The sequence below is a fragment of the Oerskovia sp. Root918 genome (assembly GCF_001428945.1).
GTDB lineage: Bacteria > Actinomycetota > Actinomycetes > Actinomycetales > Cellulomonadaceae > Oerskovia > Oerskovia enterophila.
On the sequence record NZ_LMJG01000004.1, the window covers coordinates 152,955 to 179,864 of the forward strand.

Consider the following 26,910-nt stretch of genomic DNA (forward strand, 5'->3'; position numbering starts at 1 on the left):
GGGACGACCGAGGGAGAACCGACGGTGACGCGTGACGAGAAGCAGCATGAGAGTGTGCCGGTCACCGACGGGCAGGGCGGTGCCGCGGCGCGCGACGTGTCGCGCGTGACGAGGGACGTGCTCGACGACGTCGTGGTGCGGTCCGTGGAAGGCGCGGTGTCCTCGCGCGAGTGCGGCGCCGTCGTGACCTTCCGGGGGGTCGTGCGGGACGTCGACGGCGGGCGCGACGTCACGGGCCTCGACTACGAGGCGCACCCCGACGCGACCGAGGTGCTCCGGCGGTGCTGCGCGGCCGTCTCCGCGGAGACGGGCCTGCGCGTCGCGGCCGTCCACCGGTACGGCGTGCTGACGATCGGGGACGTCGCGCTCGTCGCGAGCGTCGCCTCGGGGCACCGGGCCGAGGCGTTCGCGGCCTGCTCGCTGCTCGTCGAGCGCATCAAGGCCGAGGTACCCATCTGGAAGCGCCAGCACTTCACCGACGGCGACTCGGAGTGGGTCGGGCTGTAGGCGTCTTGTACCGGGAGGGGGCAGCCGCCCGCCCGGTCAGTCGCGCGGGTTGTCCTTGAGGAGGCCGAACCCGATGCCGACGAGGGCGCCCAGGATCAGGCCGGGGCCGGCGAGCAGGAGCGTGCCCGCCACGGTGCCGATCAGGGTGCCCAGCACGGTGCTGGGTCCCGCGGTGAGGCGGCTCGGGCCGGGGCGGTGGACCGGGAGGGCGTCGGTCCGGGGAGCGGGCTCGGGAGTGGTGCTGGTGTCGCTGGGAAGTTCGAGGAGTGCCACCCCTCCATGGTAGGTCTGGAGGGCCCTTCCGGCCGGGTGCCGCGAGGGTCGCCGGGGCGGATCACCCGATGACCTTGGACACGTTTGTGCACGGCTCGTCGATGTGCTGGTCGAGGCGCGTCGCCCGACGCACCCAGCGGGTGCTCAGCCGCCGATCGCGCCCATGCTGCGCTCGGTGCGCGCGAAGGCCTCGGGGTCGCCTGCCGGGCCGCCGATCGCCCCCGCGTCGGGGGCCCCGCGATCGAGACCGTGCGCGAACGGCTTGGCCCACATGGCTGCCTGCCAGGCCGCGGCGATCTGCGCGTCGGACGCGCCGTCGTCGGGCACGTGCGTGCGCGGCGCTGCCCGGGAGCCCGCGTCGTGACCCGACCGCAGGAGAGCGCGCAGGTCGACCTCCTCGTTGCCGAACAGGCACGAGCGCACGGTCCCCTCCGCGGTGAGCCGGGTCCGGTCGCAGTCCCCGCAGAACGAGCGCGTGACCGAGGCGATGATCCCGACGGTCGCGGGCCCGCCGTCGACGGCCCACTCCTCTGCGGGGGCCGAAGGGTCCTCGCGGCCCACAGGCCTCAGGTCGAATCGGGCACCCAGGACGTCGAGCAGACGTTCGGCCGAGACGAGCTGGTCGCGGTCCCAGTTCTGGTCCGCGTCGAGCGGCATCTGCTCGATGAACCGCAGCCGGCACCCGTGCTCCACGGCCCACGCGAGCAGGTCGGCGGCGCCCGCGAGGGTCTCGGGCATGAGGACCGCGTTGAGCTTGACGGGCGACAGGCCCGCGTCGAGCGCGGCCTGGATCCCCGCGAGCACCTGGGGGAGCCGGTCGCGCCGCGTGAGCTCGGCGAAGTGCCGGCGGTCGATGCTGTCGAGCGACACGTTGACGCGGTCCAGCCCGGCATCCACGAGCTCGCCGACGCGCTTGTCGAGGCCGATCGCGTTGGTCGTCATCGAGATCCGCACGCCCGGTGCGGCGGCGCGTGAGCGGCGCACGATCTCGGCGAGGTCGGGGCGCATGAGCGGCTCGCCGCCCGTGAACCGCACGTCGCGGATGCCCAGGCGGTAGCCGATCCCCACGAGGCGCCCGATCTCGGCCGGGGTCAGCAGGTCCTTGCGGGGGATCGCGGGGAGCCCCTCGGCGGGCATGCAGTAGGTGCAACGCAGCGAGCACTTCTCGGTCACCGAGACGCGCAGGTCGTGGGCGACGCGACCGTAGCGGTCGACGAGCGCCTCGGTGTCCGGGCGTCCCAGGGTGCTCGGCGCCCCGGAGGAGCGCACGCGGGGCAGGCCGAGCGCGACGGCAGTCATGGTCGCGAGTCTACGCAGCGGCGGGAGGTCGGGCGGGGTCTGCCCAGTGCTGAGTGCGTGATTCGGCTGGGACTCGCCGGGCGTGTCGCAGCGCGATCATGCACTCGGCGGGACGGCCGCGCGAACAAGCGGTGACGGGTCAGCGTGCGGACCGGGCGTCGTACGCCTCCTGGGCGGCGACCACCTGCGGGACCGCGCCCTCGAGGACGTCGATGAGGTCGACGAGCTTGTCGGCGACGACCCGCCCGAGGTCGGTGAGCGAGTACTCGACGTGCGGGGGGATGGTCGCGCGGACCTCGCGCACGACCAGCCCGTCGCGCTCGAGCCCCTGGAGCGTCTGGGCGAGCATCTTCTCGCTCACGCCGTCGATGCGTCGACGCAGCGCGTTGAAGCGCACGGCGCCGTCCCGCAGCCCTGCGACGGTCAGCACTCCCCAGCGGCCCGTCACGGCCTCGAGCGCGTGGCGGGACGTGCAGCCGCGCTGGAACACGTCCGCGAGCATCTCGTCGGACGGTCCCGTGGTCTCGGGGGCGGGCTGGAGGTCTGTCACGAGGACAGCCTAGCGCGCAGGCGGTTCGTGAGCACTGTGATGTATGCCGCACTGCTGAAAGGATTGCACTTACGAAAAGTTAGTGCCAGGCTGTCGCGGTACCCACCACCCCTTCAGGAGGACCCCATGATCGCCGTCACCGCCGCCACCGGACACCTCGGACACCTCGTCGTCGACTCGCTCCTCGAGCGCGGCGTCGCCCCCGAGCAGATCGTCGCCGCCGTCCGCACGCCGGCCAGGGCCGCCGACCTCGCCGAGCGTGGAGTCGTCGTCCGCGAGGCCGACTACTCGCGCCCCGAGACCCTCGGGACCGCTCTCGAGGGCGTCGACGTCGTCCTCCTCGTCTCGGGCTCCGAGGTGGGTCAGCGTGTCCAGCAGCACGCGAACGTCGTCGAGGCTGCCCGGGCCGCCGGCGTCCGTCACCTCGTCTACACCAGCGCTCCGCAGGCCACCACGTCCGCGCTGGTCCTGGCCCCCGAGCACAAGGCGACCGAGGAGCTCATCGCGGCCTCGGGCCTGCCCGCCACGATCCTGCGCAACGGCTGGTACACCGAGAACTACGTCGGTAACGTCGAGCAGGCGCGCGAGACCGGCGTCGTGCTCGGCAGCGTGGGCGACGGGCGCGTCGCGTCCGCGAGCCGCAAGGACTACGCCGAGGCGGCGGCCGTGGTCCTCGCCGCGGCCAACGACGACGCGGCCTACGAGGGCGGCGTCCACGAGCTCTCGGGCGACGTCGCGTGGGACTACCCGTTCCTCGCCGCGACCATCGCGGAGATCGTCGGTCGCGAGGTCGTCTACCAGGACGTGACCCCCGAGGTGCACACCCAGGTCCTGCTCGACGCGGGCCTCGACGAGGGGACCGCGGGCTTCGTGGTCGCGCTCGACGGCAACACGCGCGACGGTCTGCTCGCGGCGACGTCGGGCGAGCTCGCGCGCCTCATCGGGCGCCCGACAACGCCGCTCGCCGAGGGCCTGCGGGCTGCGGTGGGCGTGACGTCGGCCGCGTGACGACTGACTCCCGCTGAGTGCGTGGTTGTGCCGCGACACGCCGGGCGTGTCGCGGCACAACTACGCACTCGACGCCGACGGGCGGGTGCCGGGAACACCTCAGGCTTCCATTTAGTTAAACCTTCAACTATTCTGGAGGACAGAGGTCGGGACCCGGCCCTGGACGGAGGACATCATGACTGACCGAACGAACAGCCCCGCGGAGACCGCTTCTCGCCTGCCCGGCACCGACGCCACCGCCTTCGCGACCAAGGACCTGCTGTCCGCGGAGACCTCGATGGACGCCGTGACGCTGCACGTCGCGGACCTCGACCTGATGACCCGCTACTACCGGGACGCGCTCTCCCTGGCCGTGCTGACGCCGTCGGACGCCCTGCTCGCGGCGATCCCCGGCGCCGGGGCCGGCTCGCGCGACGAGACCGTGGTCCTCGGGCGCGGCGCGACCCCGCTCGTGGTCCTGCGCCGCGGCAAGGACCTGCCGCGCGCACGCCGCGGCGAGGCGGGCCTGTTCCACACGGCCCTGCTGTTCGACGACGCGCCCGCGCTCGCCGCAGCCGTCGCCTCGGTCGCGCGCACCGCGCCCAGCACGTTCGTCGGCAGCGGCGACCACCTGGTCTCCGAGGCGTTCTACTTCACCGACCCCGAGGGCAACGGCGTCGAGCTCTACCACGACCGCCCGCGCGAGACCTGGAGCTGGCAGGACGGCCAGGTCGCGATGGACACGCTCTACATCGACCCCAACGCGTTCATGCAGGAGCACCTCACCGACGCGGCGCTCGAGCGCGCGCTCTCGACCGACGTCGTCGGGCCGGACGACACCGTGGTGGGGCACGTGCACCTCCAGGTGGGCGACATCCCCACGGCCCGCGAGTTCTACGTCGACACCCTGGGCTTCGAGGCCACGGCCTCGCTGCCGAGCGCGCTGTTCGTCTCGGCGGGCGGGTATCACCACCACATGGCCATGAACACCTGGAACAGCCAGGGGGCGGGGCCGCGCGCCTCGACGCTGGGCCTGGGGCAGGTCGCGATCTCGGTGCCCTCCGAGGACGACGTCACGGCGCTCGTCGACCGGCTGTCCCGGCGCGGGATCCAGATGCGTCACGACGGCGCGACGCTGCGGTTCGACGACCCGTGGAAGAACCTCATCGAGGTCGCGGTGCGCTGAGGCGCGCTCGCTCCCCGCTGGGTGCGGCTCGTGCGGTGCGCGCCCGGCGCGCGCTCGCACGAGCCCCGCACCCAGCGGGGAGCGTGTCAGCCCTTGGTGGCCTCGGCCTCACCGCGAGTGATGCCTAGACGCTTGGCGAACAGCTTGCGCTGCACGAGCCACCCGGCCAGCGCGAGCGCGGCCCACGCCAGGAACGACACGACCTGCTCCCACCCTGCGGACGGGTCGCGCAGGAACCCCAGCGTGTCGGGGGACACGCGGCCCAGGCCGCCCAGCACGAGGCCTGCGCCACCGATCGTCGTGAGCCACAGCAGGGCCCGGCGCCGGTACTTGTCGGCGAGGAAGCCGCACGCCGCCGCGACCGCGATGACGATGATCGCCGCGAGGATCCAGTTGCCCGAGTCGCCCGAGACCGTGCCGTAGAGCTTGGCGCCGATCACGGCGCCCGTCACGATCCCGATGAAGAACGATGCGAGCTTGAACACGAACGCCACGGCGATCCAGGCGACGAGCCCGCCCAGGACCCCGAGCAGCAGCGCGGTGGACTGGCTCGCCCCGAACAGGTCGCCGAGCATCCAGCCGAGGCCGAACCCGGAGGCGATCACCGCCAGGTGGACCGAGCCGACGCCGAAGAAGCACAGCAGCAGGCCGACGGCGACGATGACGAGACCTGCGACGACCGGGTCCATGAGACCTCCTGGCGTGAGGTGGGGCTAGTGCTTGGCCTTGATGACCAGCACGGGAGCGTGGGCGTCGAGCAGGACGCGCTGCGTGGTGCTGCCGAGCAGGAACTTGCCGACGGGGGAGCGCTTGCGCGAGCCGATCACGACGAGGCTCGCGGTCAGGCGCTCGGCCTCGTCGAGGATCGCGTCCGCAGGGTCGACGCGCGACTCGCGGTAGGTGACGCTCGCCGCGGGGGTGCCCGCGGGGAGGGCGTCGAGCAGGTGCGCCAGGTCGGGCGGGAGGGGCGGGTCGTCCTGCGGCGGGCCCTCGAGCGGGGTCAGGACGAAGATCGCCAGCGGAAGGTCTCGGCGGACCGCCTCGGCGGCTCCGGCATGCAGGGCCGCCTCACCCTGTGGCGAGTCGTTGTAGGCCACAAGAACGGTCATCGCCGTTGTGCTCCTCGTTCGTCGTGCCCGGATCAGCGGGCAGATCGCGTGTGCCCTCGCACTCTCTCACACCCCGGGGGTGCGCGCAGGGAGCGTGGGAGCGCGTCGCCAGTCCGGATGCCCGACGGCGCCGCGGGCCGCGCGGCGCTCGAGCCTCGTCGCGGGCTCCCCGACGGGAAGCGGGTGGCGCCGGACGTCCCGTCGCAGGTCAGGCGTTCGCGTCGAGCGCGTCAGGGAGGCTCAGTGACGAGGGCAGGAGCGGCGGGGCCACGGAGCGGACGATCCGGGCGAGCCCGCGGTGCCGGTCCGGTCCCATGCGGTCGGCCGGTGCCGTGACGGACAGTGCGGCGACGGCCTGTCCAGCACGCAGCAGCGGCACGGCGAGGCAGCTGATCCCGGGCTCGTTCTCCTCGGTCTCGGTCGCGTAGCCGTCGGCCCGGGCGGTGGCCAGTGTGTCCCAGAGCGAGTCCGCGGTGATCGTCGTGGGGCCTGCGTCGCCGGTCGCGGCGGCGTACCAGGACATGGCCGAGCGATCGGTGGTCCGGAACGCGAGGAGCGCCCGTCCGAGCGCGGTCGTCGCGGCGGGGCGGCGTCGTCCGATCGCCGACCAGACCCTGACCGCCCGTGCCGGCTCGACCTTGTCGAGGTAGACGATCTCCGGGCCCGACAGGACGCCCAGGTGGATGAGCTCGCCCGATGCCTCGCACACGGCCGTGAGCGCCGGGCCCAGGAGCGCCGGCAGATTCTCCTCGCCCAGGAACGTGTCCCCGAGCGCGGTCGCGGCGGGGCCCAGGCGATAGCTGCCCGTCGCGGGGTCCTGGTCCGCGTAGCCGCGGAAGCGCAGGGCCGACAGCGTGCGGTGCAGCGAGGTCTTGTTGAGGCCCAGCTCGGCCGCGAGCGAGCCCAGGGTGAGCCCGTCCGGCCCTGCGGCCGCGAGCCGCTCGAGGGCGAGCAGGGCCTTGTCGACCGAGCCGAGCGGGCTGCTCGCGGCGGCGTGGTCTGCCGGGGAGTCGGCGCGCGGGGTCTCGGTGCTCGGGCGGGCTACCACGCGGGCGCGCCGCTCACGTAGAGTGATTTCGTATTCCAGAACATCCGTTCACTATAACGAAACGCGAGGCCTCATGTCACCCGCTGCGCCCCCGACCGACCTCGACCAGCTCTTCGCCACGCTGCGGGTCGTGCCCGTGGTCGTCGTGGAGGACGAGGCCCAGGCGCTCGCCCTCGGAGCCGCTCTCCTGGACGGCGGCCTGCCCATCGCCGAGATCACCTTCCGCACCGCCGGTGCCCGCGCAGCGATCGCCGCCGTCACGCGCGAGCTGCCCGAGCTCGTGACGGGGGCCGGCACGGTCGTCAACACCGACCAGGTCGACCAGGCCGTCGACGCCGGTGCGCGCTTCCTGGTCTCGCCCGGGCTGAGCGCCGACGTCGTGCGCCGAGCGCAGCACCACGGCCTGCCGATCTTCCCGGGCGTCTCGACGCCGTCGGACATCATGGCCGCCTTGGCCCTGGGGCTCGACGTCGTGAAGTTCTTCCCCGCCGCGATCAACGGGGGAGTGCCCGCGATCAAGGCGCTGTCCGCGCCGTTCCCCGGCCTGCGGTTCGTCCCCACGGGTGGTGTGAGCGCGGCCAACGCGACCGAGTACCTCTCGGTGCCCTCCGTCCTGGCCGTGGGCGGCTCGTGGATGGTCGAGAAGTCCCTCGTGGAGGCTGGAGACTTCGCCGAGATCGCGCGCCGCTCGGCGCAGGCCGTCGCCCTCGCGGCGTCGCTCGCGCCGGCAGTGCCCACCGTCTCTCCGGCGCCCGTCGCCGGAGACCCCGCCGTTGCCGCCGCAGGAAAGTGAGCTGACATGACCGACACGACCACCCTTCCCGCCGGCGCCCCCCTGGAGCTGCGCCCGGCCGCGGACTGCACCTACGACGTCGTCTCCCTGGGCGAGGTCATGCTGCGCCTCGACCCGGGCGAGCGACGCATCAAGACCACCCGCTCGTTCGACGCGTGGGAGGGCGGAGGCGAGTACAACGTCGCGCGCGGCCTGCGCCGCTGCTTCGGCCTGCGCGGCGCGATCGTCACGGCGCTCGCGGACAACGAGGTCGGCCGCCTGGTCGAGGACCTCATGCTCACGGGCGGCCTCGACACGAGCTACGTGCAGTGGGTCCCGTACGACGGGATCGGTCGCACGGTCCGCAACGGGCTCAACTTCACCGAGCGCGGCTACGGCGTGCGCGGCGCGGTGGGCGTGAGCGACCGGGGCAACACCGCGATCGCCCAGATGCGGCCCGAGGACGTGGACTGGGACGAGCTGTTCGGGCGGGGGGTGCGCTGGCTGCACACGGGCGGGATCTTCGCCGCGCTGTCCGCGTCGTCCGCGGACGTCGCCGAGGCCGCGATGCGGGCCGCGCGCAAGCACGGCACCGTCGTGTCCTACGACCTCAACTACCGTCCCTCGCTGTGGCAGGGCATCGGCGGGCCCGCGCGTGCGCAGGAGGTCAACCGCCACCTCGCGCAGTACGTCGACGTCATGATCGGCAACGAGGAGGACTTCACCGCGAGCCTCGGGTTCGAGATCGAGGGCGTGGACGAGAACCTGACGGACCTCGACACCGCGGCGTTCCGCGCCATGATCGAGACCGCCGCAGCGGCGTACCCGAACTTCCAGGTCATCGGCACCACGCTGCGGGCCGTACGCTCGGCCACGCGCAACGACTGGGGGGCCATCGCGTGGTCCCGGGTCCAGGGCTTCGCCGAGGCCACGCACCGCGCCGACCTCGAGATCCTCGACCGCGTGGGCGGGGGCGACTCGTTCGCCTCGGGCCTCGCGTACGGGCTCATGGAGCTCGGCTCGATCCAGGAGGCCGTCGAGTACGGCGCAGCCCACGGGGCGATCGCGATGACCACGCCGGGGGACACGTCGACGGCGTCGCTCGCCGAGGTCCGCAAGCTCGCCTCGGGCGGGAGCGCGCGCGTGCAGCGCTGACCGTGCTCGTCGAGATGCGGCGAACGGGGGTCCAGGAGCGTTCCGGGCCCCCGTTCGCCGCATCTCGGGGCGGCTGGGTGCGGCCCCGGGGGCCTGGTGCTCGCACTGCGCCCGGCCGCCGCTCGTCGGCGGCGCGCCGTCCCCATCCCGAGCGGTGCCCGGAGGTCGCGGCTAGGGTGGACGAGGACGGACAGATCGGACACGGTTCGTCGGGAGCCTCCGTGGCCCGACGAGCACGAGGAGGTTCACGTGGTGCAGCGTGGTGAGGTGCCGTTGGGCCGCCTCCCGCGCCGCACGGTCGACGCGCCGTCCGACATCGCCCGAGCGGTCGAGCACGCGCGCATCCTGCGCGGGGCCGGGGACCCCACCGGCGCGGCCCGCGTCCTCGACAGGGCGTTCGACGCCGAGGGCGTCAGGACCCGCACCGTGTCCGAGCGCCTGCGCTTCCGGGCGCTCGTCCTGCGGGCGGACCTCGCGCTCCAGCTGCACGACGACGTCGCGGCCGCCCGGTTCCTCGCAGGCGCCGAGGCGCTGCCCCTGCTCGCGGACGCGCTCGCGGCGCTCGACGACGACCTGCACCTGGCGGAAGAGCTGCGCGAGCGTCTCGACGCCGAGTGATGCTCGACGCGGACTGATGCTCGACGTCGACTGCGCCGCTGCCCTGAGCCCGCCCGGTGGCTCTCGACAACGGCGTCCCTTCCCGCCGCTTCGTTGTCAGAACTGGGCCGGGGGATAGCCCGGTGTGGTTCTGACAACTCATCGGGGCGGCGCGAGGTCGCGGCGACCCCGGCGTGACGTGGTGACGTCGTCGACATGGCGGTGCACGACGCGGAGCGGCGAGGCGGTGACGCAGCGTGGACTAGTTGTCAGAAGTGGGTCGGGGGATAGCCCGGTGTGGTTCTGACAACTCATCCGGGCGGGCGCGTCCCCCACGCCGCCCCCAACCCCTCCCGTCAGGGTTGCGTCAACACCCGCGGCACCCCCGTCAAGAACCCGTCAACGTCCCGCCCCACGCCGTCCTGCACGGCATAGACCTGGGGTGTGCGCAGGAGCTGCGCACCGGCACGGCGCCTCCCCGCCGACCACGGCACCTGCCCGCGGTCCCCGAGATCCGCCCGCCGCACGACGTTCGAAGGCAGAACTCAGATGGCCGACCTGGCCTACATCCTGCTGACCGTGGTGTTCTTCACCGCCGTCGGCCTCGTGGCCCGCCGCCACGGCTCCTCCGGGGGGTCCACGTCATGACGGTCCTCGACTGGGTCGGGCTCGGTGCCGTCGTGGTGCTGCTCGGCTACCTGTTCGTCGCCCTCCTCCGCAGCGACAAGGTCCGGTGAGCGCGACCGTGCTGACCCAGACCAGCGTGCTGACGCAGACCGCGGCGACCCAGGTGACGCAGACGCCCGGGGTGTGGCTCGCCGTCGGGCAGCTCGTCCTGCTGCTCCTCGCGCTCGCCGCCGTGCACGCCCCGCTCGGCGCCTACATGGCGCGTGTCTTCACCTCGCCCCGGCACCTGCGGGTCGAGCGGGCCGGGTACCGGCTCATGCGCGTCGACCCCGACGCCGAGCAGAAGTGGAGCACCTACCTGCTCTCGCTCCTCGGCTTCTCGATGGCCTCGCTCCTGCTCCTCTACGGGATCGCCCGCCTCCAGCAGCACCTGCCGATGAACCTCGGCTTCGCCGCGTTCGACCCGGCCGGCGCCTGGAACACCGCGGTCTCGTTCGTGGCCAACACGAACTGGCAGTGGTACTCGGGCGAGGCCGCCGCGGGGCACCTTCTCCAGATGAGCGGGCTCGCGGTGCAGAACTTCGTGTCCGCGGCCGTCGGGATCTCGGTCGCGGTCGCCCTGATCCGCGGCTTCGTGCGCTCGGGCACCGACGGGCGCGTCGGCAACTTCTGGTCCGACCTGACCCGCACGTGCGTGCGCATCCTGCTGCCGATGGCGTTCGTGGGCGCGATCGTGCTGCTCGCGACGGGTGTCATCCAGAACTTCGACGCGCACACCGCGATCGACTCGGTCGCGGGGGGCACGCAGCACGTGCTCGGCGGCCCCGTCGCCTCGCAGGAGGTCATCAAGGAGCTCGGCACCAACGGCGGCGGGTTCTTCAACGCCAACTCGGCGCACCCGCTCGAGAACCCCAGCCCGTTCTCCAACCTGTTCGAGATCTTCCTGATCCTCGTGATCCCGTTCACCCTGCCCCGCACGTTCGGCCTCATGGTCGGCGACAAGCGCCAGGGCTGGGCGATCCTCGGGGCCATGGGCGCGCTGTGGTTCGTCGCGGTCGCGCTCATCACCTGGGCCGAGATGGCCGGCCCCGGTGCCGCCCCGCTCGCCGCGGGCGGCGCCATGGAGGGCAAGGAGACCCGCTTCGGCCTCGCCGCGAGCGCGCTGTTCGCCGCGTCGACCACGGGCACCTCCACGGGCGCGGTGAACTCCATGCACGACTCCCTGACCGCGCCGGGCGGCGGCGTCACGATGTTCACCATGATGCTCGGCGAGATCGCCCCGGGCGGCGTGGGCTCGGGCCTGTACGGGATGCTCATGCTCGCGATCGTCGCGGTGTTCGTCTCCGGGCTCATGGTCGGGCGCACGCCCGAGTACCTCGGCAAGAAGATCGGGCGCCAGGAGATCACGCTCGTCGCGCTCTACATCCTCACGGTCCCGTTCCTCGTGCTCGTCGGGACTGCCCTGGCGATCGCGCTGCCTGCCGGGCAGGCAGGTATCCAGGAGGCGGGCCCGCACGGGCTCTCCGAGGTCCTGTACGCCTTCACGTCCGCGGCCAACAACAACGGCTCGGCGTTCGGCGGCCTCACGTCCGGCACGCCCTTCTACAACACGGCGCTCGGCATCGCGATGCTCGCCGGCCGCTTCATCCCCATGGCCCTCGTCCTGGCGCTCGCCGGACGCTTCGCCTCCCAGAAGACGGTCCCCGCCACCGCGGGCACCCTCCCGACGCACCAGCCCCTCTTCGTGGGCGTCCTGGGAACCGTCGCCCTGGTCGTCGTCGGGCTCACCTTCGTCCCCGTGCTGTCGCTCGGTCCCATCGTGGAGTCGCTCTCATGAATCGTTCCTCTTCCGTCGCTCCCTCCGGGCGCGTCCCCGCGGGGGGCGGGGCGGGTCTTCCAGAGGACCTCGTTCCTCGGTCCTCCGCCAGACCCGCCACGACCCGCCCCACCCCCCGCGGGGATGCGCCTGCTGGTGCGTCCGACGCGGTCCTGCTTCCTGTCGCTGGGGGCCCAGCAGGTGCTGTCAGTGAAGGTGCTGTCGGCGTGGCCGGTTCGTCGGCGTCTGCTGGCTCGGCCGGCAGCTCCGGCGGTCGCAAGCCCGGGCCCGGGCGCGGCGCCTCGCTCTCGTGGGTGCAGGTCCGGGCCGCGCTGCCCGGTGCGTTCCGCAAGCTCGACCCGCGCGAGCTGGTCGCCTCGCCCGTGCTGTTCGTCGTCGAGCTCGGGGCCGTGGCCACGACGGCGCTCGCGGCGTTCGAGCCCAGCGTCTTCGCGTGGGCCATCGCGCTCTGGCTGTGGGCGACCGTGCTGTTCGCGACGCTCGCCGAGTCGGTCGCGGAGAGCCGGGGCAAGGCGCAGGCGTCGAGCCTGCGCGCGACCCAGCAGCAGACGACCGCGCGGCGTGTCATGGCTCGGTCCGACACCCTGGCGAGCGGGACGGGCCTCGCGAGCTGCCCGACGGCGGAGGTCCCCTCCTCGACGCTCGCCGTCGGGGACGTGGTGGTCGTCCGGGCGGGCGAGATCGTCCCCGGTGACGGCGACGTCATCGAGGGCGTCGCGTCGGTCGACGAGTCCGCGATCACGGGCGAGTCGGCCCCGGTGATCCGCGAGTCGGGCGGTGACCGGTCGGCGGTCACGGGTGGGACCGTCGTCCTGTCGGACACGATCGTCGTGCGGATCACCGCGCCCGCTGGCCACACGTTCGTCGACCGGATGATCGCGCTCGTCGAGGGGTCGGAGCGCCAGCGCACGCCCAACGAGATCGCGCTCAACATCCTGCTGACCTCGCTCACGATCATCTTCCTGCTGGCGGTCGTGACGCTGCAGCCGTTCGCGGTGTACTCGGGGTCCAAGCAGTCGATGATCGTCCTCATCTCGCTGCTCGTGTGCCTCATCCCCACGACCATCGGGGCGCTGCTGTCGGCGATCGGCATCGCGGGCATGGACCGTCTCGTCCAGCGCAACGTGCTCGCGATGTCGGGCCGCGCGGTCGAGGCCGCGGGCGACGTCGACGTCCTGCTGCTCGACAAGACGGGCACCATCACGTACGGCAACCGGCAGGCGGCCGACCTCCTCACGGTCGGTGACGTCACGACGGCGCAGCTCGCCGAGGCGGCCCGGCTCTCCTCGCTCGCGGACGAGACGCCCGAGGGCAAGAGCATCGTGGTGCTCGTCCGCGAGCGGTACGGGCTGGGTGACGCGCACGCCGACCAGACGGAGGCCCTCGCCGGCGCCGAGATGGTGCCCTTCTCCGCGCACACGCGCATGAGCGGGATCGACCTGCCCCTGCCCGACGGGCGGGTGCGCCGCATCCGCAAGGGGGCCGGCAGCGCGGTCCAGCGCTGGGTCCACTCGACCGGTGTCCCGACGAGCGGCGGGCCCGGCGCCACGGTCGCCGAGCAGCTCGCAGCCCACGTCGACGCCGTGAGCTCCTCGGGCGGCACGCCGCTCGTGGTGGCCGAGCAGGTCGGCGAGGGGCCCGCGCGCGTGCTGGGCGTCGTCCACCTCAAGGACGTCGTCAAGGCGGGCATGCGCGAACGGTTCGACGAGCTGCGCGCCATGGGCATCCGCACCGTCATGGTCACGGGCGACAACGCCATGACCGCTCGGGCCATCGCCGCGGAGGCAGGCGTCGACGACGTCCTGGCCGAGGCGACGCCCGAGGACAAGCTCGCGCTCATCCGGCGCGAGCAGGCCGGCGGGCGGCTCGTGGCCATGGCGGGCGACGGCACCAACGACGCGCCCGCCCTGGCCCAGGCCGACGTGGGCGTCGCGATGAACACCGGGACCACCGCCGCCAAGGAGGCGGGCAACATGGTGGACCTCGACTCCGACCCGACCAAGCTCATCGAGATCGTCGAGATCGGCAAACAGCTCCTCATCACGCGCGGGGCCCTGACGACCTTCTCGATCGCCAACGACATCGCGAAGTACTTCGCGATCCTGCCCGCGATGTTCATGGTCGTGTTCCCGCAGCTCGCGGTGCTCAACGTCATGCGGCTGTCGAGCCCCGAGTCGGCCATCCTGTCGGCCGTCGTGTTCAACGCGCTCATCATCCTGGTGCTCATCCCGCTCTCGCTCAAGGGCGTGCGGTACCGGCCGTCGTCGGCGTCCGCGATGCTGCGCCGCAACCTCCTGGTCTACGGCGTGGGCGGGCTCGTGGCCCCGTTCGTCGGGATCAAGCTCATCGACCTCGTGATCTCCCTCATCCCCGGGATTGGCTGACATGCCTGGAACTCTGACCACCCCCGCGGGCGTCCCCGGACGCCCCGCACCCCTCGCGCGCCCCTCGGCCTCGGCCGGCGCCGCCTCGCTGTTCCGCCAGACGCTCGCGGGCCTGCGCGTCCTGCTCGTCCTGACCGTGCTCCTGGGCGTGGCCTACCCGCTCGCGGTGTGGGGCGTCGGGCAGCTCGCCCTGCCCTGGCAGGCGAACGGCTCGCTCGTGCGCAGCGACGGCACGCACGCCACGTCCCTCGCCGACACGGGCGCGGACGGCGCTCCCGTCGTGGGGTCCGCGCTGATCGGGCAGGACTTCGCCGCGGCCGACGACGCCGAGCGCTGGTTCCACGGCCGGCCCTCGGCCGCGGGCGACGGGTACGACACGCTCGCGTCCGCGGGCACCAACCTCGGGCCTCTGAACCCCGAGCTGGTCGCGTCGATCGACGAGCGCCGGGCGGCGCTGGCCGACCTGAACGGCGTGGACCCCGCGTCGCTGCCCGCCGACGCGCTCACGGCATCGGCGTCGGGGCTCGACCCGCAGATCAGTCCTGCGTACGCAGCCTTGCAGGTCGCGCGGGTCGCCGAGGCGAGGGGCCTGGACGAGGCCGTCGTCGCGGACCTCGTGGCCCAGCACACCGCCGGGCGGGACCTCGGCGTCCTGGGCGAACCGCGTGTCAACGTGCTCGAGCTCAACCTCGCGCTCGAGAACTCGGAGAAGATGAACCCATGACGACGAGCGCGAGGCCCTCCGCCGTGGACCGGACGGCGCGGGTGCCCCGTGCCTGAGGGACGCGGCGGCCACGAGGCCGCAGGGTCCGGGAGCCCCCAGGAGGGGCGCCCGGACCCCGGCGCGTCCCCGGGCGGGGAAGGGCAGCTGGGTCGAGGGGCAGGGGGGCCCGACGGCGCCGCTCGCCGTCCCGGGCTGCTCACCGTGTACCTCGGAGCCGCGCCGGGCGTGGGCAAGACGTACGCGATGCTCGGCGAGGCGCACCGGCGCAGGTCGCGTGGCACGGACGTGGTCGTCGGCCTGGTCGAGACGCACGGGCGCGCCGCGACGATCACGCAGATCGGTGACCTCGAGGTCGTGCCGCGGCGCGTCGTGAGCCACCGGGACGTCGAGCTGACCGAGCTCGACGTCGAGGCCGTGCTCGCCCGCGACCCCCAGGTCGTCCTGGTCGACGAGCTCGCGCACACCAACGCACCCGGCTCGCGCCACCGCAAGCGCTGGCAGGACGTGCAGGACCTCCTGGCGGCGGGCATCGACGTGGTGACCACGGTCAACGTGCAGCACCTCGAGTCGCTCACCGCGGACGTCGAGGCCATCACGGGCGTGCGCCAGCGCGAGACCGTGCCCGACCAGGTGGTGCGCGACGCCGACCAGATCCAGCTCGTGGACCTGTCGCCGCAGGCGCTGCGGCGCCGGCTCGCGCACGGCAACGTCTACCGGGCCGAGCAGATCGACGCCTCGCTGTCGTCGTACTTCCGCACGGGCAACCTGACGGCCCTGCGCGAGCTCGCGCTGCTGTGGCTCGCCGACCGCGTCGACGACGCCCTGACCCGGTACCGGGCAGACCACGCGATCTCCGGCACGTGGCCGGCGCGCGAGCGCATCGTCGTCGCGGTCACGGGCGGCCCCGAGGGCGAGACGCTGCTGCGCCGCGGCGCCCGGATCGCCCAGCGCGCGGCCGGCTCCGAGCTCGTCGCGGTCCACGTCCTGGCGACCGACGGGCTGCCCAGCGCGCCGCCCGCGGCCATCGCGGCCTCGCGCGAGCTCGTCGAGTCGCTCGGCGGGACGTTCCACACGGTCGTGGGCGAGGACGTCGCCTCGGCGATCGTCGACTTCGCGCAAGGGGTCAACGCGACCATGATCGTGGTGGGCGTCTCGAGGCACTCGCGCTGGCGCGAGGCACTCCTGGGGTCCTCGAGCGCCGAGATCGCCCGCCTGGCCGGGACGATCGACGTCCACCTCGTGACGCACGAGAAGGCGCGCGCGGGCAGGCTGCTGCGCGGCCGGTGGTCGGCGCTGTCCCGACCGCGCCGGACCGCCGGGTGGGCGCTCGCGTTCGTGGTGCCCGCCGTGCTGACCGGGATCTTCTGGCTCCTGCGCGACGTCGTCTCGCTCTCGACCGAGCTCATGCTGTTCCTCGCCGGGTCGGTGGCCGTCGCGCTCGTGGGCGGGCTGTGGCCCGCCGTGGCCGCAGCCGTCGTCTCGTTCCTGTGCCTCAACTGGTTCTTCACGCCCCCGACCGGGTTCCTCACCGTCCAGGACCCCGAGAACCTCCTCGCGCTCCTCGTGTTCGTCCTGGTCGCCGCGGCCGTCGCGTCGGTCGTGGACCTCGCCGCTCGCCGAACCGCGCAGGCCTACCGAGCGCGGGCAGAGGCCTCGACGCTCGCCGCGCTGTCGCGCTCCGTGCTCTCGGGCGAGGACACCGCGCAGGCCATCGTCACGCGGCTCGCCGAGACGTTCGGACTGTCGAGGGTCGAGCTCGAGACGCGGGCGGGGGAGCGCGGGCCCTGGCGCACGGTCGCGAGCACGGGCCGGGTCGAGGGGGACGTACGCCTTCCCGAGGGCGACGGGGGTTTCGCCGAGGGCGACCTGACCCCCGCCGAGGGTGACGGGCGCACCGGGGCGCGCTCCGCCGTCGGGCACCTGGACGACGCCGAGCGGACAGAGCTGCGCGTCGACGACTCGCACCGGCTGTCACTGTGGGGGCGGGCCCTGCCCGCGAGCGACCGTCAGGTCCTCGAGGCGTTCGCGGCCCAGGCCGGGCTCGTCCTGGAGTACCGGCGCCTGCGCGAGCAGGCCGCCCAGGCCGCGGTCCTCGAGGAGGCCGACGCGACGCGCACCGCGCTGCTCGCGGCCGTCTCGCACGACCTGCGCACCCCGCTCGCCTCGATCCGCACGGCCGTCGACGGCCTCGCGTCCCCCGACGTGCACCTCGACGCCGAGGACACCGACGCGCTCACCCGCACCATCCAGGACTCGACCGGGCGCCTCGAGAAGCTCATCGACAACCTGCTCGACCTGTCCCGGCTCCAGACCGGGAGCGTGCGGCCCGTGCTGCGAGCGGCGTCGGTCGACGAGATCGTGCCGCTCGCGATCGAGCCCTACGGGCCCGGCGTCGTGCGCCTCGACGTGCCCGACGACCTGCCGCTCGTGCGCACCGACCCCGGGCTGCTCGAGCGTGCGGTCGCGAACCTCACGTCGAACGCGGTGCGGCACAGCCCGCCGGGCGAGCCCGTGCGGATCACGGCCTCGGCCGGGCCCCGGGAGATCGAGCTGCGGATCGTCGACACGGGCCGGGGCCTGTCGGACGAGTCCAAGATCCGCATGTTCGAGCCCTTCCAACGGCTCGGCGACACGACCGGAGAGGGCCTGGGCCTGGGGCTCGCGGTCGCGGACGGGCTGGCGCGGGCGGTGGGCGCGAGCATCACGCCGGAGGACACGCCCGGCGGCGGCCTGACCATGGTGGTCACCGTGCCGCGCGAGGCACGGGAGGATGACGACGTGAGCACGGACGGCACAGGCAGGCACAGAGGCGTAGGTACAGGCACGGCGGACGGCGGCACCCGCGACACGAGCAGCACGAGCGAGACGGGCGAGGTGCGCGGATGAGCGGCGAAGGCAACCGGGTGCTCGTCGTCGACGACGACGCGGGGCTCGTGCGCGCGCTCGCGATCAACCTGCGCGCGCACGGCTGGGACGTCACGGTCGCCATGACCGGGACCGAGGCCCTCGACGCGGCCGCGAGCGCGCGCCCCGACGTGATCCTGCTCGACCTGGGCCTGCCGGACCTCTCGGGGTTCGAGGTCATCGAGGGCATCCGCGGGTGGAGCGCGGTGCCGATCGTGGTGCTCTCGGCGCGTCAGCTCGGCGACGACAAGGTCGACGCGCTCGACGCGGGCGCCGACGACTACGTGACCAAGCCGTTCGCGATGAACGAGCTGCTCGCGCGGCTGCGGGCCGCGGTGCGCCGCGCCCAGCCCGCCGAGGTGTCCGAGCCCGTCGTGGAGGCGGGCGACCTGCGGATCGACCTGGCTCGGCGCCGTGTGCTGCGGGCCGGGCAGGAGGTCCGGCTGAGCCCCACGGAGTGGTCGCTGCTCGAGGTGCTCGTGCGTCACCGGGGCCGCATGGTGGGGCGGCTCCAGCTCCTGCACGACGTGTGGGGGCCGGCGTACTCGGCCGAGACGAACTACCTGCGCGTCTACACCGCGCAGCTGCGGCGCAAGCTCGAGGACGACCCCGCGAACCCCCGGCACATCATCACCCAGCCGGGCATGGGTTACCTCTTCGAGGTCTGACCCGCCCGTCCTGCCCTGTGGCTCGTGCTTTTCCGGCGCGGTGCGGGAACCCCCGCGGCGCGCCGACCGTTGTGCGTTCGACCCGACGAAGGAGACCCGTCATGCTGTGCCCTCTCGATCAGACCGTGCTCGTGATGTCCGACCGCAAGGGAGTGGAGATCGACTACTGCCCCACGTGCCGCGGCGTGTGGCTCGACCGGGGTGAGCTCGACAAGATCATCGACCGCAGCCTCGAGGCAGAGATCGCCGCCGAGGCCGGCGGCCCGGCGGCTGCGGCGGCTCCGCGTGCCGCGACGCCCCCGCCCGTGCAGTACCCGCCGACCCAGCAGCTCCCGGTCCCGCCCCCGCCCGCGCCCTACGGCTACGCGGACGACCGCCGCCGGGACGACTACCGCGGCGACGACCGGCGTCGCGACGAGTACCGGGGCGACGACCGGTACCGCAGCCCGGAGCAGTACCGCAGCGACGACCCGCGCTACCGCAAGCGCAAGAAGAAGGAGTCCTGGCTCGAGGACCTCTTCGACTTCTGAGCCACGCACGGCGCCGTCCCTCCCCGGGGCGGCGCCGTCGTCGTGCATCCCGGGAACTCTGTACCCTCTCCACCTGCTGCCTTCTCCTGACCTCTGGATCGGATCGACATGGCTGTCCTCGACACGTTCTCCCTCGCCGGCCGCACGGCGCTCGTCACGGGCGCGAGCCGCGGGATCGGGCGCGGGCTCGCGCAGGCGCTGGGGGAGGCGGGGGCCCAGGTCGCGCTGACGGCGACGACGCTCGAGGCCGCGCAGGCGGCGGCCGACGAGCTGCGGGCGCTGGGGCTGGCGGCGCACGGCTACGAGCTCGACGTCACGGACCGCGAGCAGGTCGACGACGTCGTGGCGCAGGTCGGGCGCGAGGGCGGCGGCGTCGACGTGCTCGTCAACAACGCGGGGATCTCGATCGGGGGAGCGGCCCTCGAGATCGAGGACGACGTGTGGCACCGGACGCTCGCGACGAACCTCGACGGTGTCTGGTACTGCTCGCGGGCCGTGGCCCGGCAGATGGTCACGGACGGTCGGGGCGGGGCGATCGTCAACGTGGGGTCGATGTCCGCGCAGATCGTCAACCGCCCGCGGTGGCAGCCCGCGTACCTGGCGTCGAAGGCCGCGGTGCACCAGCTGACCAAGGGGCTCGCGGCGGAGTGGGCACCGCACGGGATCCGGGTCAACGCGATCGCGCCCGGGTACATCCTGACCGAGGCGTCGCCCGTGGACCAACCCGAGTACTACGACGACTGCGTGGCTCCCGCCGCGATGAAGCGGTGGGGTACCCCCGCCGAGCTGGGGCCGGTCGTGGTCATGCTCGCGAGCGAGGCGTCGAGCTTCATGACGGGGGCCGTCGTGACGGTCGACGGCGGGTACACGCTCTTCTGATCGGTGACATGTCGGCGGGCGGCCTCGCGGTCGCCCGCTCGGACTCCGCTCCTCTTCTGGGGTGTGAATCGCAAAACAAAAAGGGTGAACCTTCTACTTCTGCTTGACGGTTGTCAGAAGTCTCCCTAGGGTCGGGCGTGCACCGGGACCCCATCACCGTGGGGGCCGGACCGAGGCCAGGGCCCACGACGCCGTGGGCTGCGGGGTCGGTCACGCAGCTCGCGTGCAGCCATGCTCGTCCGTCCGACCTCGCGTGCCTGCCATCGCGCGAGGTCACCGGTGCGAGCGCGCAGGGATTCAACGACGAATACCTGACCGCCACCGGCCCCCACGACCGGTCCGGCGGGCAGAGGAGAGGGAGAACCATGACGCAGGACACCGCCGCCCCCGACGGACTGCTCAAGCGACAGATCTCGCGCCGGTCGATGCTGGCAGGAACGGTCGCGAGCCTCGTGGCGCCCACGGCGCTCGGCCTCGGCGCGGCTCCCGCCGCGGCGCACGGCACCGGGAACGGGAACCACGGCAAGCCCGACAAGGACAAGGGCAAGCCGGACAAGAACAAGGTCCGCCGCCTGACGATGTACGCCGAGGCGCTGCCCGGCGGTCTCGTCGGCTACGGCCTCGAGCCCGGCAAGGCCACGGTCCCCGGCCCGACCCTCGAGATGTGGGAGGGCGAGACCTTCGAGATCACCCTGGTCAACACCACGGACAAGCGCCTCTCGCTGCACGCGCACGGTGTGAGCTACAGCTACGACTCCGACGGCAGCCCGCTCAACGCGTCGTTCAACGAGCCCGGCCAGTCGCGGACCTACGTGTGGCGCACCCACGCCGCCTACACGACCAAGGGCGGTCAGTGGATGCCCGGGAGCGCGGGCTACTGGCACTACCACGACCACGCGCTGGGGACCGATCACGGCACCGAGGGCGTCAAGGTCGGCATGTACGGCGCGCTGATCGTCCGGCGCAAGGGCGACGTCCTGCCCGACCGCACGTACACGGTCGCCTTCAACGGCATGTCGATCAACAACCAGGTCGCGCCGAACGTGCCGGTGTTCGAGGCGAACGAGGGCGAGCGGGTCGAGTTCGTGGCGATCGGCCACGGCAACGCGTTCCACACCTTCCACCTGCACGCGCACCGGTGGGCGAACAACCGTACGGGATACCTCAGCGGCCCCAACGACCCGACCCAGGTCGTCGACACGCGCGACCTCAACCCGGGCGACTCGTTCGGGTTCCAGGTGATCGCGGGCGAGAAGGTCGGCCCCGGCGCGTGGATGGTCCACTGCCACGTGCAGTCCCACTCGGACATGGGCATGGGCGGGATCTTCCTGGTCGCGAACAAGGACGGCAGCGTGCCCGAGCACGCGCAGGCCGCGCTCCACCGCTACCAGGGGCACGCGCACCCGTAGCCCGGGCGCACCCACGGAACGACGGACCAGGACCGGTGGGGCCTCGAGGCCTCGCCGGTCCTGGCGTCGAAAGAGCCGCCGGCGAGTCGCCGGTCGCCGGTCGACGGTCGCCCGGCGGGCAGCCAGCGGGTCCTCGCCCCGCGACACCTAGACTCGGTCCTCGTGCGCCAGGTTCTCAAGCAGTGGGTCGATCCGTTCATCGTGGCGCTCGTCGCGACCATGGTCCTGGGGCTCGTGGTCCCGGTCCCCGCAGAGGCCCAGCGCGTCGTCGACGCGGTCGCGGACGTCGCGGTCGCCGTCCTCTTCCTGGTCTACGGCATGCGCCTGTCGACCACCGAGGTGTGGGCGGGCCTCAAGAACGTCCGCCTCCAGGGCGGCATCCTCGCCTCGACGTACGTCGTCTTCCCGCTCGTCGGCCTCGCGGTCTCCTGGGCCGTGACCCCGCTCGTCGGCGCGCCGCTCGCGGCGGGCATCCTCTTCCTGTCGTTGCTGCCCTCGACCGTCCAGTCGTCCGTGGCGTTCACGTCGGTCGCGCGCGGGAACATCGCCGGGGCGATCTGCGGCGCCACGGTCTCGAACGTCGTGGGCATGGTCGTGACGCCGCTGCTGGTCCTGTGGTTCATGTCGTCGAGCGGCGCGACGGGTGGGCTGAGCGGCCTGCGTGACGTCCTGGTGCACCTGCTCGCCCCGTTCGTCGTGGGCCAGCTCCTGCAGCCGTTCGTCGGCCGGTGGGTCCGGGCCCGGCGGTGGCTCACGCTGTCCGTGGACCGCGGCACGATCCTGATCGTGGTCTTCGGTGCGGTCGCCGCTGCGACGAGCGCGGGGGTGTGGGCCGGGATCTCGGCGTGGACGATCGTCGCGCTCGTCGGGATCAGCGCCCTGATCCTGGTGGTCATGCTCGCCGTCACGTGGTGGGGCGGGGCCGGGCTGCGGCTCGGTGTGGAGGACCGCATCGCGCTGCTCATGTGCGGGTCCAAGAAGAGCCTGGCCACGGGGCTGCCCATGGCCGCCGTGCTCTTCCCGGTCGCGGTCGCGGGCACCGTGGCGGTGCCCGTGATCGTCTTCCACCAGCTCCAGCTCATCGTGTGCGCGGTGCTCGCGCGGCGCCTCGCGCTGCGCGACGCGGCCTGAGGGCTGGGCCGGCCGGGCCGTGGGACGGCCCGCGGCGAGCGGGCCGTCCGGGCAGTCCCCGGTCGAGGGGGGCCGGACGCCGCGCCAGCCGTGGTGCGTCGGCTCTCATCCGCCCGACGGCGTCACGCGCCCCAGCCGGCGAAGCGCCCCACGGCGACGAACACGGCGAGCAGCAGCAGGAGGGCGTTGACCGGCACGGACTGCTTCTCGCCGAGGCGCACGTGCAGGGGGATCGCGCCGATCTGCGTGATCGCGAGGCCGGTCGCGGCGATCGGGGTCAGGATCGGGGCGATGCCCGTGACGAGCGGGAGGGTCAGGCCGATCGCGCCGAGCAGCTCGAGCGCCCCGAGCACGCGCACGGCCGTGAGGCGCTCGGGCGTGACCCAGCGCATCTGCTCCATCAGCTTGCCGGCCGGGGTCGTGAGCTTCATGAAGCCTGCGCCGGCGAAGGCGACAGCGAGCAGTCCAGCGGCGATCCAGAGGGCGACGTTCATGTGATTCCTTCGAGGTCGGTGACGCGAGGCGCGCCACGGTGGAGAGGGCCACGAGTAACTGCCCGTCTGGTCAGTCACCTTTTGTGCCGGAGGACATCATGGGTAACCTGAAGGAGGTCTACAAAAGGCACACCGGTGTTCCCGGTGGGTCAGGAAACGGAGAGTCCATGACCACGACGGCCACGGGGACCCATCGAGAGCCGGTCCCCGACGCCCTGCACGAGCCGGTCCCCGACGCGCTGCACGTGCCGGTCCCCGACGCCTTACAGGTGCCGGTCCCCGACGGTGGCGGCTGCGGCGCCGACCACGCGACCAGCGAGGTCCGGCGCGTGCTCGACCGGGTCGGCGACAAGTGGAGCGTGCTCATCCTCGGCACGCTCTCGGGCGGCCCGTTGCGGTTCACCGAGCTCCTGCACGGGATCAGCGGCATCTCCCAGCGCATGCTCACGCTCAACCTGCGCCAGCTCGAGCGGGACGGGCTCGTGAGCAGGACCGTCCACGCCGTCGTCCCGCCGCGGGTCGACTACGAGCTCACAGACCTGGGGCGCACGCTGCTGCCGCCGGTGCTCGCGCTGGTCCAGTGGGCCATGGAGAACACCGACGAGATCCAGGGGCACCGCGAGGGCTTCGACGCGCAGGCCGCGGGCGGTCAGGCGTGACGTCGGTCGGGTGGACGAGCCGGGCGACGTGATCGCTCAGCGAGGCGACGTGCGGTACGTGTCATCTCGACCCCGGGGCCGGACGTCCCGCGGCGGCTCCTCAGCCCGCCGCGACCTGGTCGCGGATCTGACGCTTGGCGCGCAGCAGGATGCCCGTCATGCCGTTGAGGCGCAGGGGGCTCACCGCGTTGGTCAGCCCGATCGTGAACGGGTAGTCGTCGGGCACCGCGAGGGCCTGCTCGGGCGTCAGCCCCTCGAGCCCCTGGGCCAGGATCGAGGCGAACCCGCGGGTCGTGGGGGCCTCGGCCGGGGCGGTCGCGTAGAGGTGGACGCCGTCGGCCTCGACCTCGGCGAACGCGCGCACGGGGGACTGGCACTCCTCGACGCGCTCGAGCAGCCCCGGGGCGTTCTGATAGCGCGCGGGCAGGTCCGGCAGCTCGCGCGAGAACTCGAGCAGGAGCTGGAGCCGGTCACGCTCGCCGAGCGCGAGGAAGTCGTCGCGGATCTCGGCGAGGACCGGGGGCAGCTCGGTCGTGGCGTCGTCAGTCATCCGTCGATCCTCCCACCCGAGGGCGCGGAGCGGCAGCCCGCGCCCGCCCTGCGGACGGACGCGGCGCGCGAGCCTCGAGAGTTCGCCCACGCTCGCCGCGCACCGCCCGACGGCCGTGGATACGTTGGGCCCGAGCGCGCCGACCCTCGGCGCCGAGGGACGGAGCGTCATGGGAAAGCTGTCGAACGATCTGCGCACGCTGAGCCAGGAGGCGTACCTCTATCTCTACCCGCTCGTGACCATGGACCTGACACGTCGCCAGGGCACCAACGTGGAGGCGGGGGTCCGCCCGGGGTTCGGGCCGCCCAACACGTTCCACCACCTGCGCGCGTTCCCGCCCGCCGACTTCCGGGCGGTCGTCCGCCCCAACTTCGACACCCTCTACGCGAACCTGTGGCTCGACCTGACCGACGGCCCGGTGCTGCTGCACGTCCCGGACACCGACGACCGCTACTACATGCTGCCTCTCCTGGACATGTGGACCGACGTCTTCGCGACGATCGGCAAGCGCACCACCGGGACGGGGGCAGGCGACTACCTGGTCGTGGGGCCCGACTACGAGGGCGACCTCACCGAGTTCTACGACGACCTGCCCGAGGAGGTCGCGCTGATCGTCGCGCCGACCCCGCACGTGTGGGCCATCGGTCGCATCCAGACCAACGGCCCCGCGGACTACCCGGCCGTGCACGCGGTGCAGGACGGCATGAGCGTGCGCGCGCTGGGTGATCGCCCGCCGTTCGTGATCGACCCCACCGCGGACACGCGGACCGAGCCGCTGCGGCAGGTCGAGGCCCTCAGCGCGGTCGACTTCTTCACCTACGCGACCCGCCTGCTCGACACCAACCCGCCGCACTCCACGGACTTCTCGGTACTGGCTCGCATCGGTTCGCTGGGCATCGTCCCGGGCGACGAGTTCGACCCCGGCCAGTTCGACGAGGCCGAGATCGTCGAGATCGAGGCGGGCGCAGCGAGCGCGCGCGAACTGCTGGCACAGTCCCAGCCGACGCTGGGGATCACAGCCAACGGGTGGTCGCTCTTCCGGGAGCCGATGGGCGTCTACGGCAACTACTACCTCCAGCGAGCCTTCGTCACCCTCGTGGGGCTGGGAGCGAACCCGGTCGAGGACGCGATCTACCCGATGCTCGTCACGGACGCGGACGGCGAGCCCGTGAACGGCGACCACGACTACGTGCTGCACTTCGAGGCCGACCAGCTCCCGCCCGCAGCGGCCTTCTGGTCGGTCACCATGTACGACGCCGAGGGCTTCCAGGTCGCCAACGCCCTGGACCGGTTCGCGATCGGGGACCGGGACGACCTGCGCTACGGCCCCGACGGGTCGCTCGACCTGTACCTCCAGCACGAGAGCCCCGGGGCGGACCGTGAGTCGAACTGGCTCCCGGCCCCGCGGGGACCCGTGGGCGTGACCATGCGGCTCTACGCGCCGCTGCCCGAGGCGCTCGACGGCCGCTGGGTCCCGCCGGTCGTGCGCAAGGCCTGAACGGAGGCGCCGGGCAGGCGAGCGGCCAGGTCGTGCCGTCTCCCCGGCGTCCTGCCGTGAGAACGCGAGATGCCCGACGGCGGTGGGCCGGGTGCGCGACCCGGCCCACCGCCGTCGGGCATCAGGAGGGTGCCCCGCGCGGGGCGTCACCTCAGAGACGCGCGGGGACCTCGCCCGGCTCGGCGCCCTTGACGATCGGGACGCGGACCGCGTTGCCCCACTCGGTCCACGAGCCGTCGTAGTTGCGGACCTTGTCGAAGCCCAGCAGGTAGGTCAGCGCGAACCACGTGTGGCTCGAGCGCTCGCCGATGCGGCAGTACGTGATGACGTCGTCGTCGGTCGACAGTCCCAGGCCGCCGTCCTGGTAGATCGCCTCGAGCTCCTCGCGCGACTTGTACGTGCCGTCCTCGGCGACCGCGGTCGCCCACGGGACGTTGCGCGCCGTGGGGATGTGACCGCCGCGCAGCACGCCCTCCTCGGGGTAGTCCGGGATGTGCAGGCGCTCGCCCGTGAACTCCTGGGGCGAACGGATGTCGACGAGCGGGCCGTTGCCCAGGTGAGCGAGCACGTCCTCCTTGAAGGCGCGGATCGTCTCGTCGTCGCGCTCGACCACGGGGTACTCGACGGGCTCGGGCGTGGGGACGTCGGTCGTGGTCTCGCGGCCCTCGGCGATCCACTTGCCGCGCCCGCCGTCGAGGAGACGGACGTCCTCGTGGCCGAACAGCGTGAAGACCCACGCCGAGTACGCCGCCCACCAGTTGTTCTTGTCGCCGTACAGGACGACCGTGGTGTCGCGCGAGATGCCCTTGGAGCCCAGGAGCTGGGCGAAGCCCTTGCCGTCGAGGTAGTCGCGCAGGTCGGGGTCGTTGAGGTCGGTGTGCCAGTCGACCTTGACCGCGCCCGGGATGTGCCCGGTCTCGTAGAGCAGCACGTCCTCGTCGGACTCGACGACGACCACGTTCTCGTCGTGCAGGTGCTCGGCGAGCCAGTCCGTGGAGACGAGGCGGTCGGGGTGGGCGTAGGCGGCGATCTTCTCGGTCGTGTCGAGGGGAGCGGACATGGTGTCCTCCTGAGGGCTCATGGGCTGGCAGAGGCGGGTGGCGGAGATGCACGCAGGACGGCGCAGGCGGGGT

General features: G+C 72.9%; 27 protein-coding genes. 18 read left to right on the forward strand and 9 right to left on the reverse strand.

The window, feature by feature from the left end:
- Window positions 1-54: 54 nt before the first annotated feature.
- Complete coding sequence (locus ASE27_RS06665; RefSeq protein ID WP_235534234.1) at window positions 55-507, forward strand: molybdenum cofactor biosynthesis protein MoaE; 453 nt, start codon at window positions 55-57, stop codon at window positions 505-507.
- A 36-nt stretch (window positions 508-543) separates the two neighbouring features.
- Here the strand turns inward: ASE27_RS06665 and ASE27_RS06670 are convergent, their stop codons facing one another.
- The 3 genes from ASE27_RS06670 to ASE27_RS06680 all read right to left on the reverse strand — a co-directional run bounded on the left by ASE27_RS06670 (window position 544) and on the right by ASE27_RS06680 (window position 2,629).
- Window positions 544-780 carry a hypothetical protein gene (locus ASE27_RS06670; RefSeq protein WP_056647803.1) on the reverse strand — a complete coding sequence of 79 codons (237 nt, stop codon included), beginning with the start codon at window positions 778-780 and terminating at the stop codon, window positions 544-546.
- A gap of 144 nt (window positions 781-924) precedes the next feature.
- A complete protein-coding gene (gene moaA / locus ASE27_RS06675) occupies window positions 925-2,079 on the reverse strand; it encodes a GTP 3',8-cyclase MoaA (RefSeq protein WP_056647806.1) in 1,155 nt (384 codons plus the stop codon).
- A 139-nt stretch (window positions 2,080-2,218) separates the two neighbouring features.
- Window positions 2,219-2,629: a helix-turn-helix domain-containing protein gene (locus tag ASE27_RS06680; protein ID WP_255354265.1), complete on the reverse strand. Its 411-nt coding sequence runs from the start codon at window positions 2,627-2,629 to the stop codon at window positions 2,219-2,221.
- Window positions 2,630-2,755: 126 nt separating this feature from the next.
- Between ASE27_RS06680 and ASE27_RS06685 the strand changes: the two genes are divergently transcribed.
- Together ASE27_RS06685 and ASE27_RS06690 are read left to right on the forward strand one after the other, a co-directional pair.
- Entirely contained in the window at window positions 2,756-3,637 is an 882-nt protein-coding gene (locus ASE27_RS06685) for an SDR family oxidoreductase (RefSeq protein ID WP_056647809.1), read from the forward strand.
- A gap of 277 nt (window positions 3,638-3,914) precedes the next feature.
- Window positions 3,915-4,802, forward strand: coding sequence for a VOC family protein (locus ASE27_RS06690; protein ID WP_056647965.1), 888 nt, complete (start codon window positions 3,915-3,917; stop codon window positions 4,800-4,802).
- Between the two features lie 86 nt (window positions 4,803-4,888).
- Here the strand turns inward: ASE27_RS06690 and ASE27_RS06695 are convergent, their stop codons facing one another.
- From ASE27_RS06695 to ASE27_RS06705, 3 genes are all read right to left on the reverse strand, one after another.
- Entirely contained in the window at window positions 4,889-5,491 is a 603-nt protein-coding gene (locus ASE27_RS06695) for a hypothetical protein (RefSeq protein WP_056647812.1), read from the reverse strand.
- 24 nt (window positions 5,492-5,515) lie between these two features.
- The gene (locus ASE27_RS06700; protein ID WP_056647815.1) at window positions 5,516-5,911 is read right to left on the reverse strand and encodes a universal stress protein; all 396 of its coding nucleotides are present in this window, start codon (window positions 5,909-5,911) and stop codon (window positions 5,516-5,518) included.
- A 208-nt stretch (window positions 5,912-6,119) separates the two neighbouring features.
- The gene (locus ASE27_RS06705) at window positions 6,120-6,959 is read right to left on the reverse strand and encodes an IclR family transcriptional regulator (RefSeq protein WP_056647818.1); all 840 of its coding nucleotides are present in this window, start codon (window positions 6,957-6,959) and stop codon (window positions 6,120-6,122) included.
- Window positions 6,960-7,032: 73 nt separating this feature from the next.
- Here ASE27_RS06705 and eda point away from each other — a divergent pair, with 73 nt between their 5' ends.
- The 13 genes from eda (at window position 7,033) to ASE27_RS06765 (ending at window position 22,576) form a co-directional block, all read left to right on the forward strand.
- On the forward strand, window positions 7,033-7,752 hold the full coding sequence (gene eda, locus ASE27_RS06710; RefSeq protein WP_056647820.1) for a bifunctional 4-hydroxy-2-oxoglutarate aldolase/2-dehydro-3-deoxy-phosphogluconate aldolase: 720 nt from the start codon (window positions 7,033-7,035) through the stop codon (window positions 7,750-7,752).
- Between the two features lie 6 nt (window positions 7,753-7,758).
- On the forward strand, window positions 7,759-8,886 hold the full coding sequence (locus ASE27_RS06715) for a sugar kinase (protein ID WP_056647823.1): 1,128 nt from the start codon (window positions 7,759-7,761) through the stop codon (window positions 8,884-8,886).
- Between the two features lie 249 nt (window positions 8,887-9,135).
- Window positions 9,136-9,504, forward strand: coding sequence for a hypothetical protein (locus tag ASE27_RS06720; protein ID WP_056647827.1), 369 nt, complete (start codon window positions 9,136-9,138; stop codon window positions 9,502-9,504).
- Window positions 9,505-10,127: 623 nt separating this feature from the next.
- Window positions 10,128-10,220 (forward strand): potassium-transporting ATPase subunit F, encoded by a 93-nt coding sequence (locus ASE27_RS20190; protein WP_139107727.1) that lies wholly within the window; start codon window positions 10,128-10,130, stop codon window positions 10,218-10,220.
- Between the two features lie 53 nt (window positions 10,221-10,273).
- On the forward strand, window positions 10,274-11,947 hold the full coding sequence (kdpA, locus tag ASE27_RS06725) for a potassium-transporting ATPase subunit KdpA (protein ID WP_056647967.1): 1,674 nt from the start codon (window positions 10,274-10,276) through the stop codon (window positions 11,945-11,947).
- Between the two features lie 206 nt (window positions 11,948-12,153).
- Window positions 12,154-14,331 (forward strand): potassium-transporting ATPase subunit KdpB, encoded by a 2,178-nt coding sequence (gene kdpB / locus ASE27_RS06730; RefSeq protein ID WP_082608639.1) that lies wholly within the window; start codon window positions 12,154-12,156, stop codon window positions 14,329-14,331.
- 1 nt (window position 14,332) lies between these two features.
- The gene (gene kdpC / locus ASE27_RS06735) at window positions 14,333-15,055 is read left to right on the forward strand and encodes a potassium-transporting ATPase subunit KdpC (protein WP_082608640.1); all 723 of its coding nucleotides are present in this window, start codon (window positions 14,333-14,335) and stop codon (window positions 15,053-15,055) included.
- Window positions 15,056-15,199: 144 nt separating this feature from the next.
- Window positions 15,200-17,941 carry a DUF4118 domain-containing protein gene (locus tag ASE27_RS06740; RefSeq protein ID WP_369818993.1) on the forward strand — a complete coding sequence of 914 codons (2,742 nt, stop codon included), beginning with the start codon at window positions 15,200-15,202 and terminating at the stop codon, window positions 17,939-17,941.
- Window positions 17,938-18,627, forward strand: a complete 690-nt coding sequence (locus tag ASE27_RS06745) for a response regulator (RefSeq protein WP_056647830.1) — start codon at window positions 17,938-17,940, stop codon at window positions 18,625-18,627. Before ASE27_RS06740 ends, ASE27_RS06745 begins: the two co-directional genes overlap by 4 nt.
- A 101-nt stretch (window positions 18,628-18,728) precedes the next feature.
- On the forward strand, window positions 18,729-19,157 hold the full coding sequence (locus ASE27_RS06750) for a zf-TFIIB domain-containing protein (protein WP_056647833.1): 429 nt from the start codon (window positions 18,729-18,731) through the stop codon (window positions 19,155-19,157).
- 108 nt (window positions 19,158-19,265) lie between these two features.
- Entirely contained in the window at window positions 19,266-20,036 is a 771-nt protein-coding gene (locus ASE27_RS06755; protein WP_056647836.1) for an SDR family NAD(P)-dependent oxidoreductase, read from the forward strand.
- A gap of 365 nt (window positions 20,037-20,401) precedes the next feature.
- Window positions 20,402-21,445, forward strand: a complete 1,044-nt coding sequence (locus tag ASE27_RS06760) for a multicopper oxidase domain-containing protein (protein WP_056647839.1) — start codon at window positions 20,402-20,404, stop codon at window positions 21,443-21,445.
- Window positions 21,446-21,607: 162 nt separating this feature from the next.
- Window positions 21,608-22,576 (forward strand): bile acid:sodium symporter family protein, encoded by a 969-nt coding sequence (locus tag ASE27_RS06765; RefSeq protein WP_082608641.1) that lies wholly within the window; start codon window positions 21,608-21,610, stop codon window positions 22,574-22,576.
- A 122-nt stretch (window positions 22,577-22,698) separates the two neighbouring features.
- On the opposite strand, the gene ASE27_RS06770 is transcribed toward ASE27_RS06765, so the two are convergent.
- On the reverse strand, window positions 22,699-23,070 hold the full coding sequence (locus ASE27_RS06770) for a DoxX family protein (protein ID WP_056647841.1): 372 nt from the start codon (window positions 23,068-23,070) through the stop codon (window positions 22,699-22,701).
- A gap of 167 nt (window positions 23,071-23,237) precedes the next feature.
- Between ASE27_RS06770 and ASE27_RS06775 the strand changes: the two genes are divergently transcribed.
- The gene (locus tag ASE27_RS06775) at window positions 23,238-23,729 is read left to right on the forward strand and encodes a helix-turn-helix domain-containing protein (RefSeq protein WP_082608642.1); all 492 of its coding nucleotides are present in this window, start codon (window positions 23,238-23,240) and stop codon (window positions 23,727-23,729) included.
- A 100-nt stretch (window positions 23,730-23,829) separates the two neighbouring features.
- On the opposite strand, the gene ASE27_RS06780 is transcribed toward ASE27_RS06775, so the two are convergent.
- The gene (locus ASE27_RS06780; protein ID WP_056647981.1) at window positions 23,830-24,279 is read right to left on the reverse strand and encodes a SufE family protein; all 450 of its coding nucleotides are present in this window, start codon (window positions 24,277-24,279) and stop codon (window positions 23,830-23,832) included.
- Window positions 24,280-24,448: 169 nt separating this feature from the next.
- On the opposite strand from ASE27_RS06780, the gene ASE27_RS06785 reads away from it, so the two are divergent.
- Window positions 24,449-25,777 carry a DUF1254 domain-containing protein gene (locus tag ASE27_RS06785; protein WP_056647984.1) on the forward strand — a complete coding sequence of 443 codons (1,329 nt, stop codon included), beginning with the start codon at window positions 24,449-24,451 and terminating at the stop codon, window positions 25,775-25,777.
- 151 nt (window positions 25,778-25,928) lie between these two features.
- Here the strand turns inward: ASE27_RS06785 and ASE27_RS06790 are convergent, their stop codons facing one another.
- Window positions 25,929-26,837: a sulfurtransferase gene (locus ASE27_RS06790; RefSeq protein WP_056647844.1), complete on the reverse strand. Its 909-nt coding sequence runs from the start codon at window positions 26,835-26,837 to the stop codon at window positions 25,929-25,931.
- Window positions 26,838-26,910: the final 73 nt, after the last annotated feature.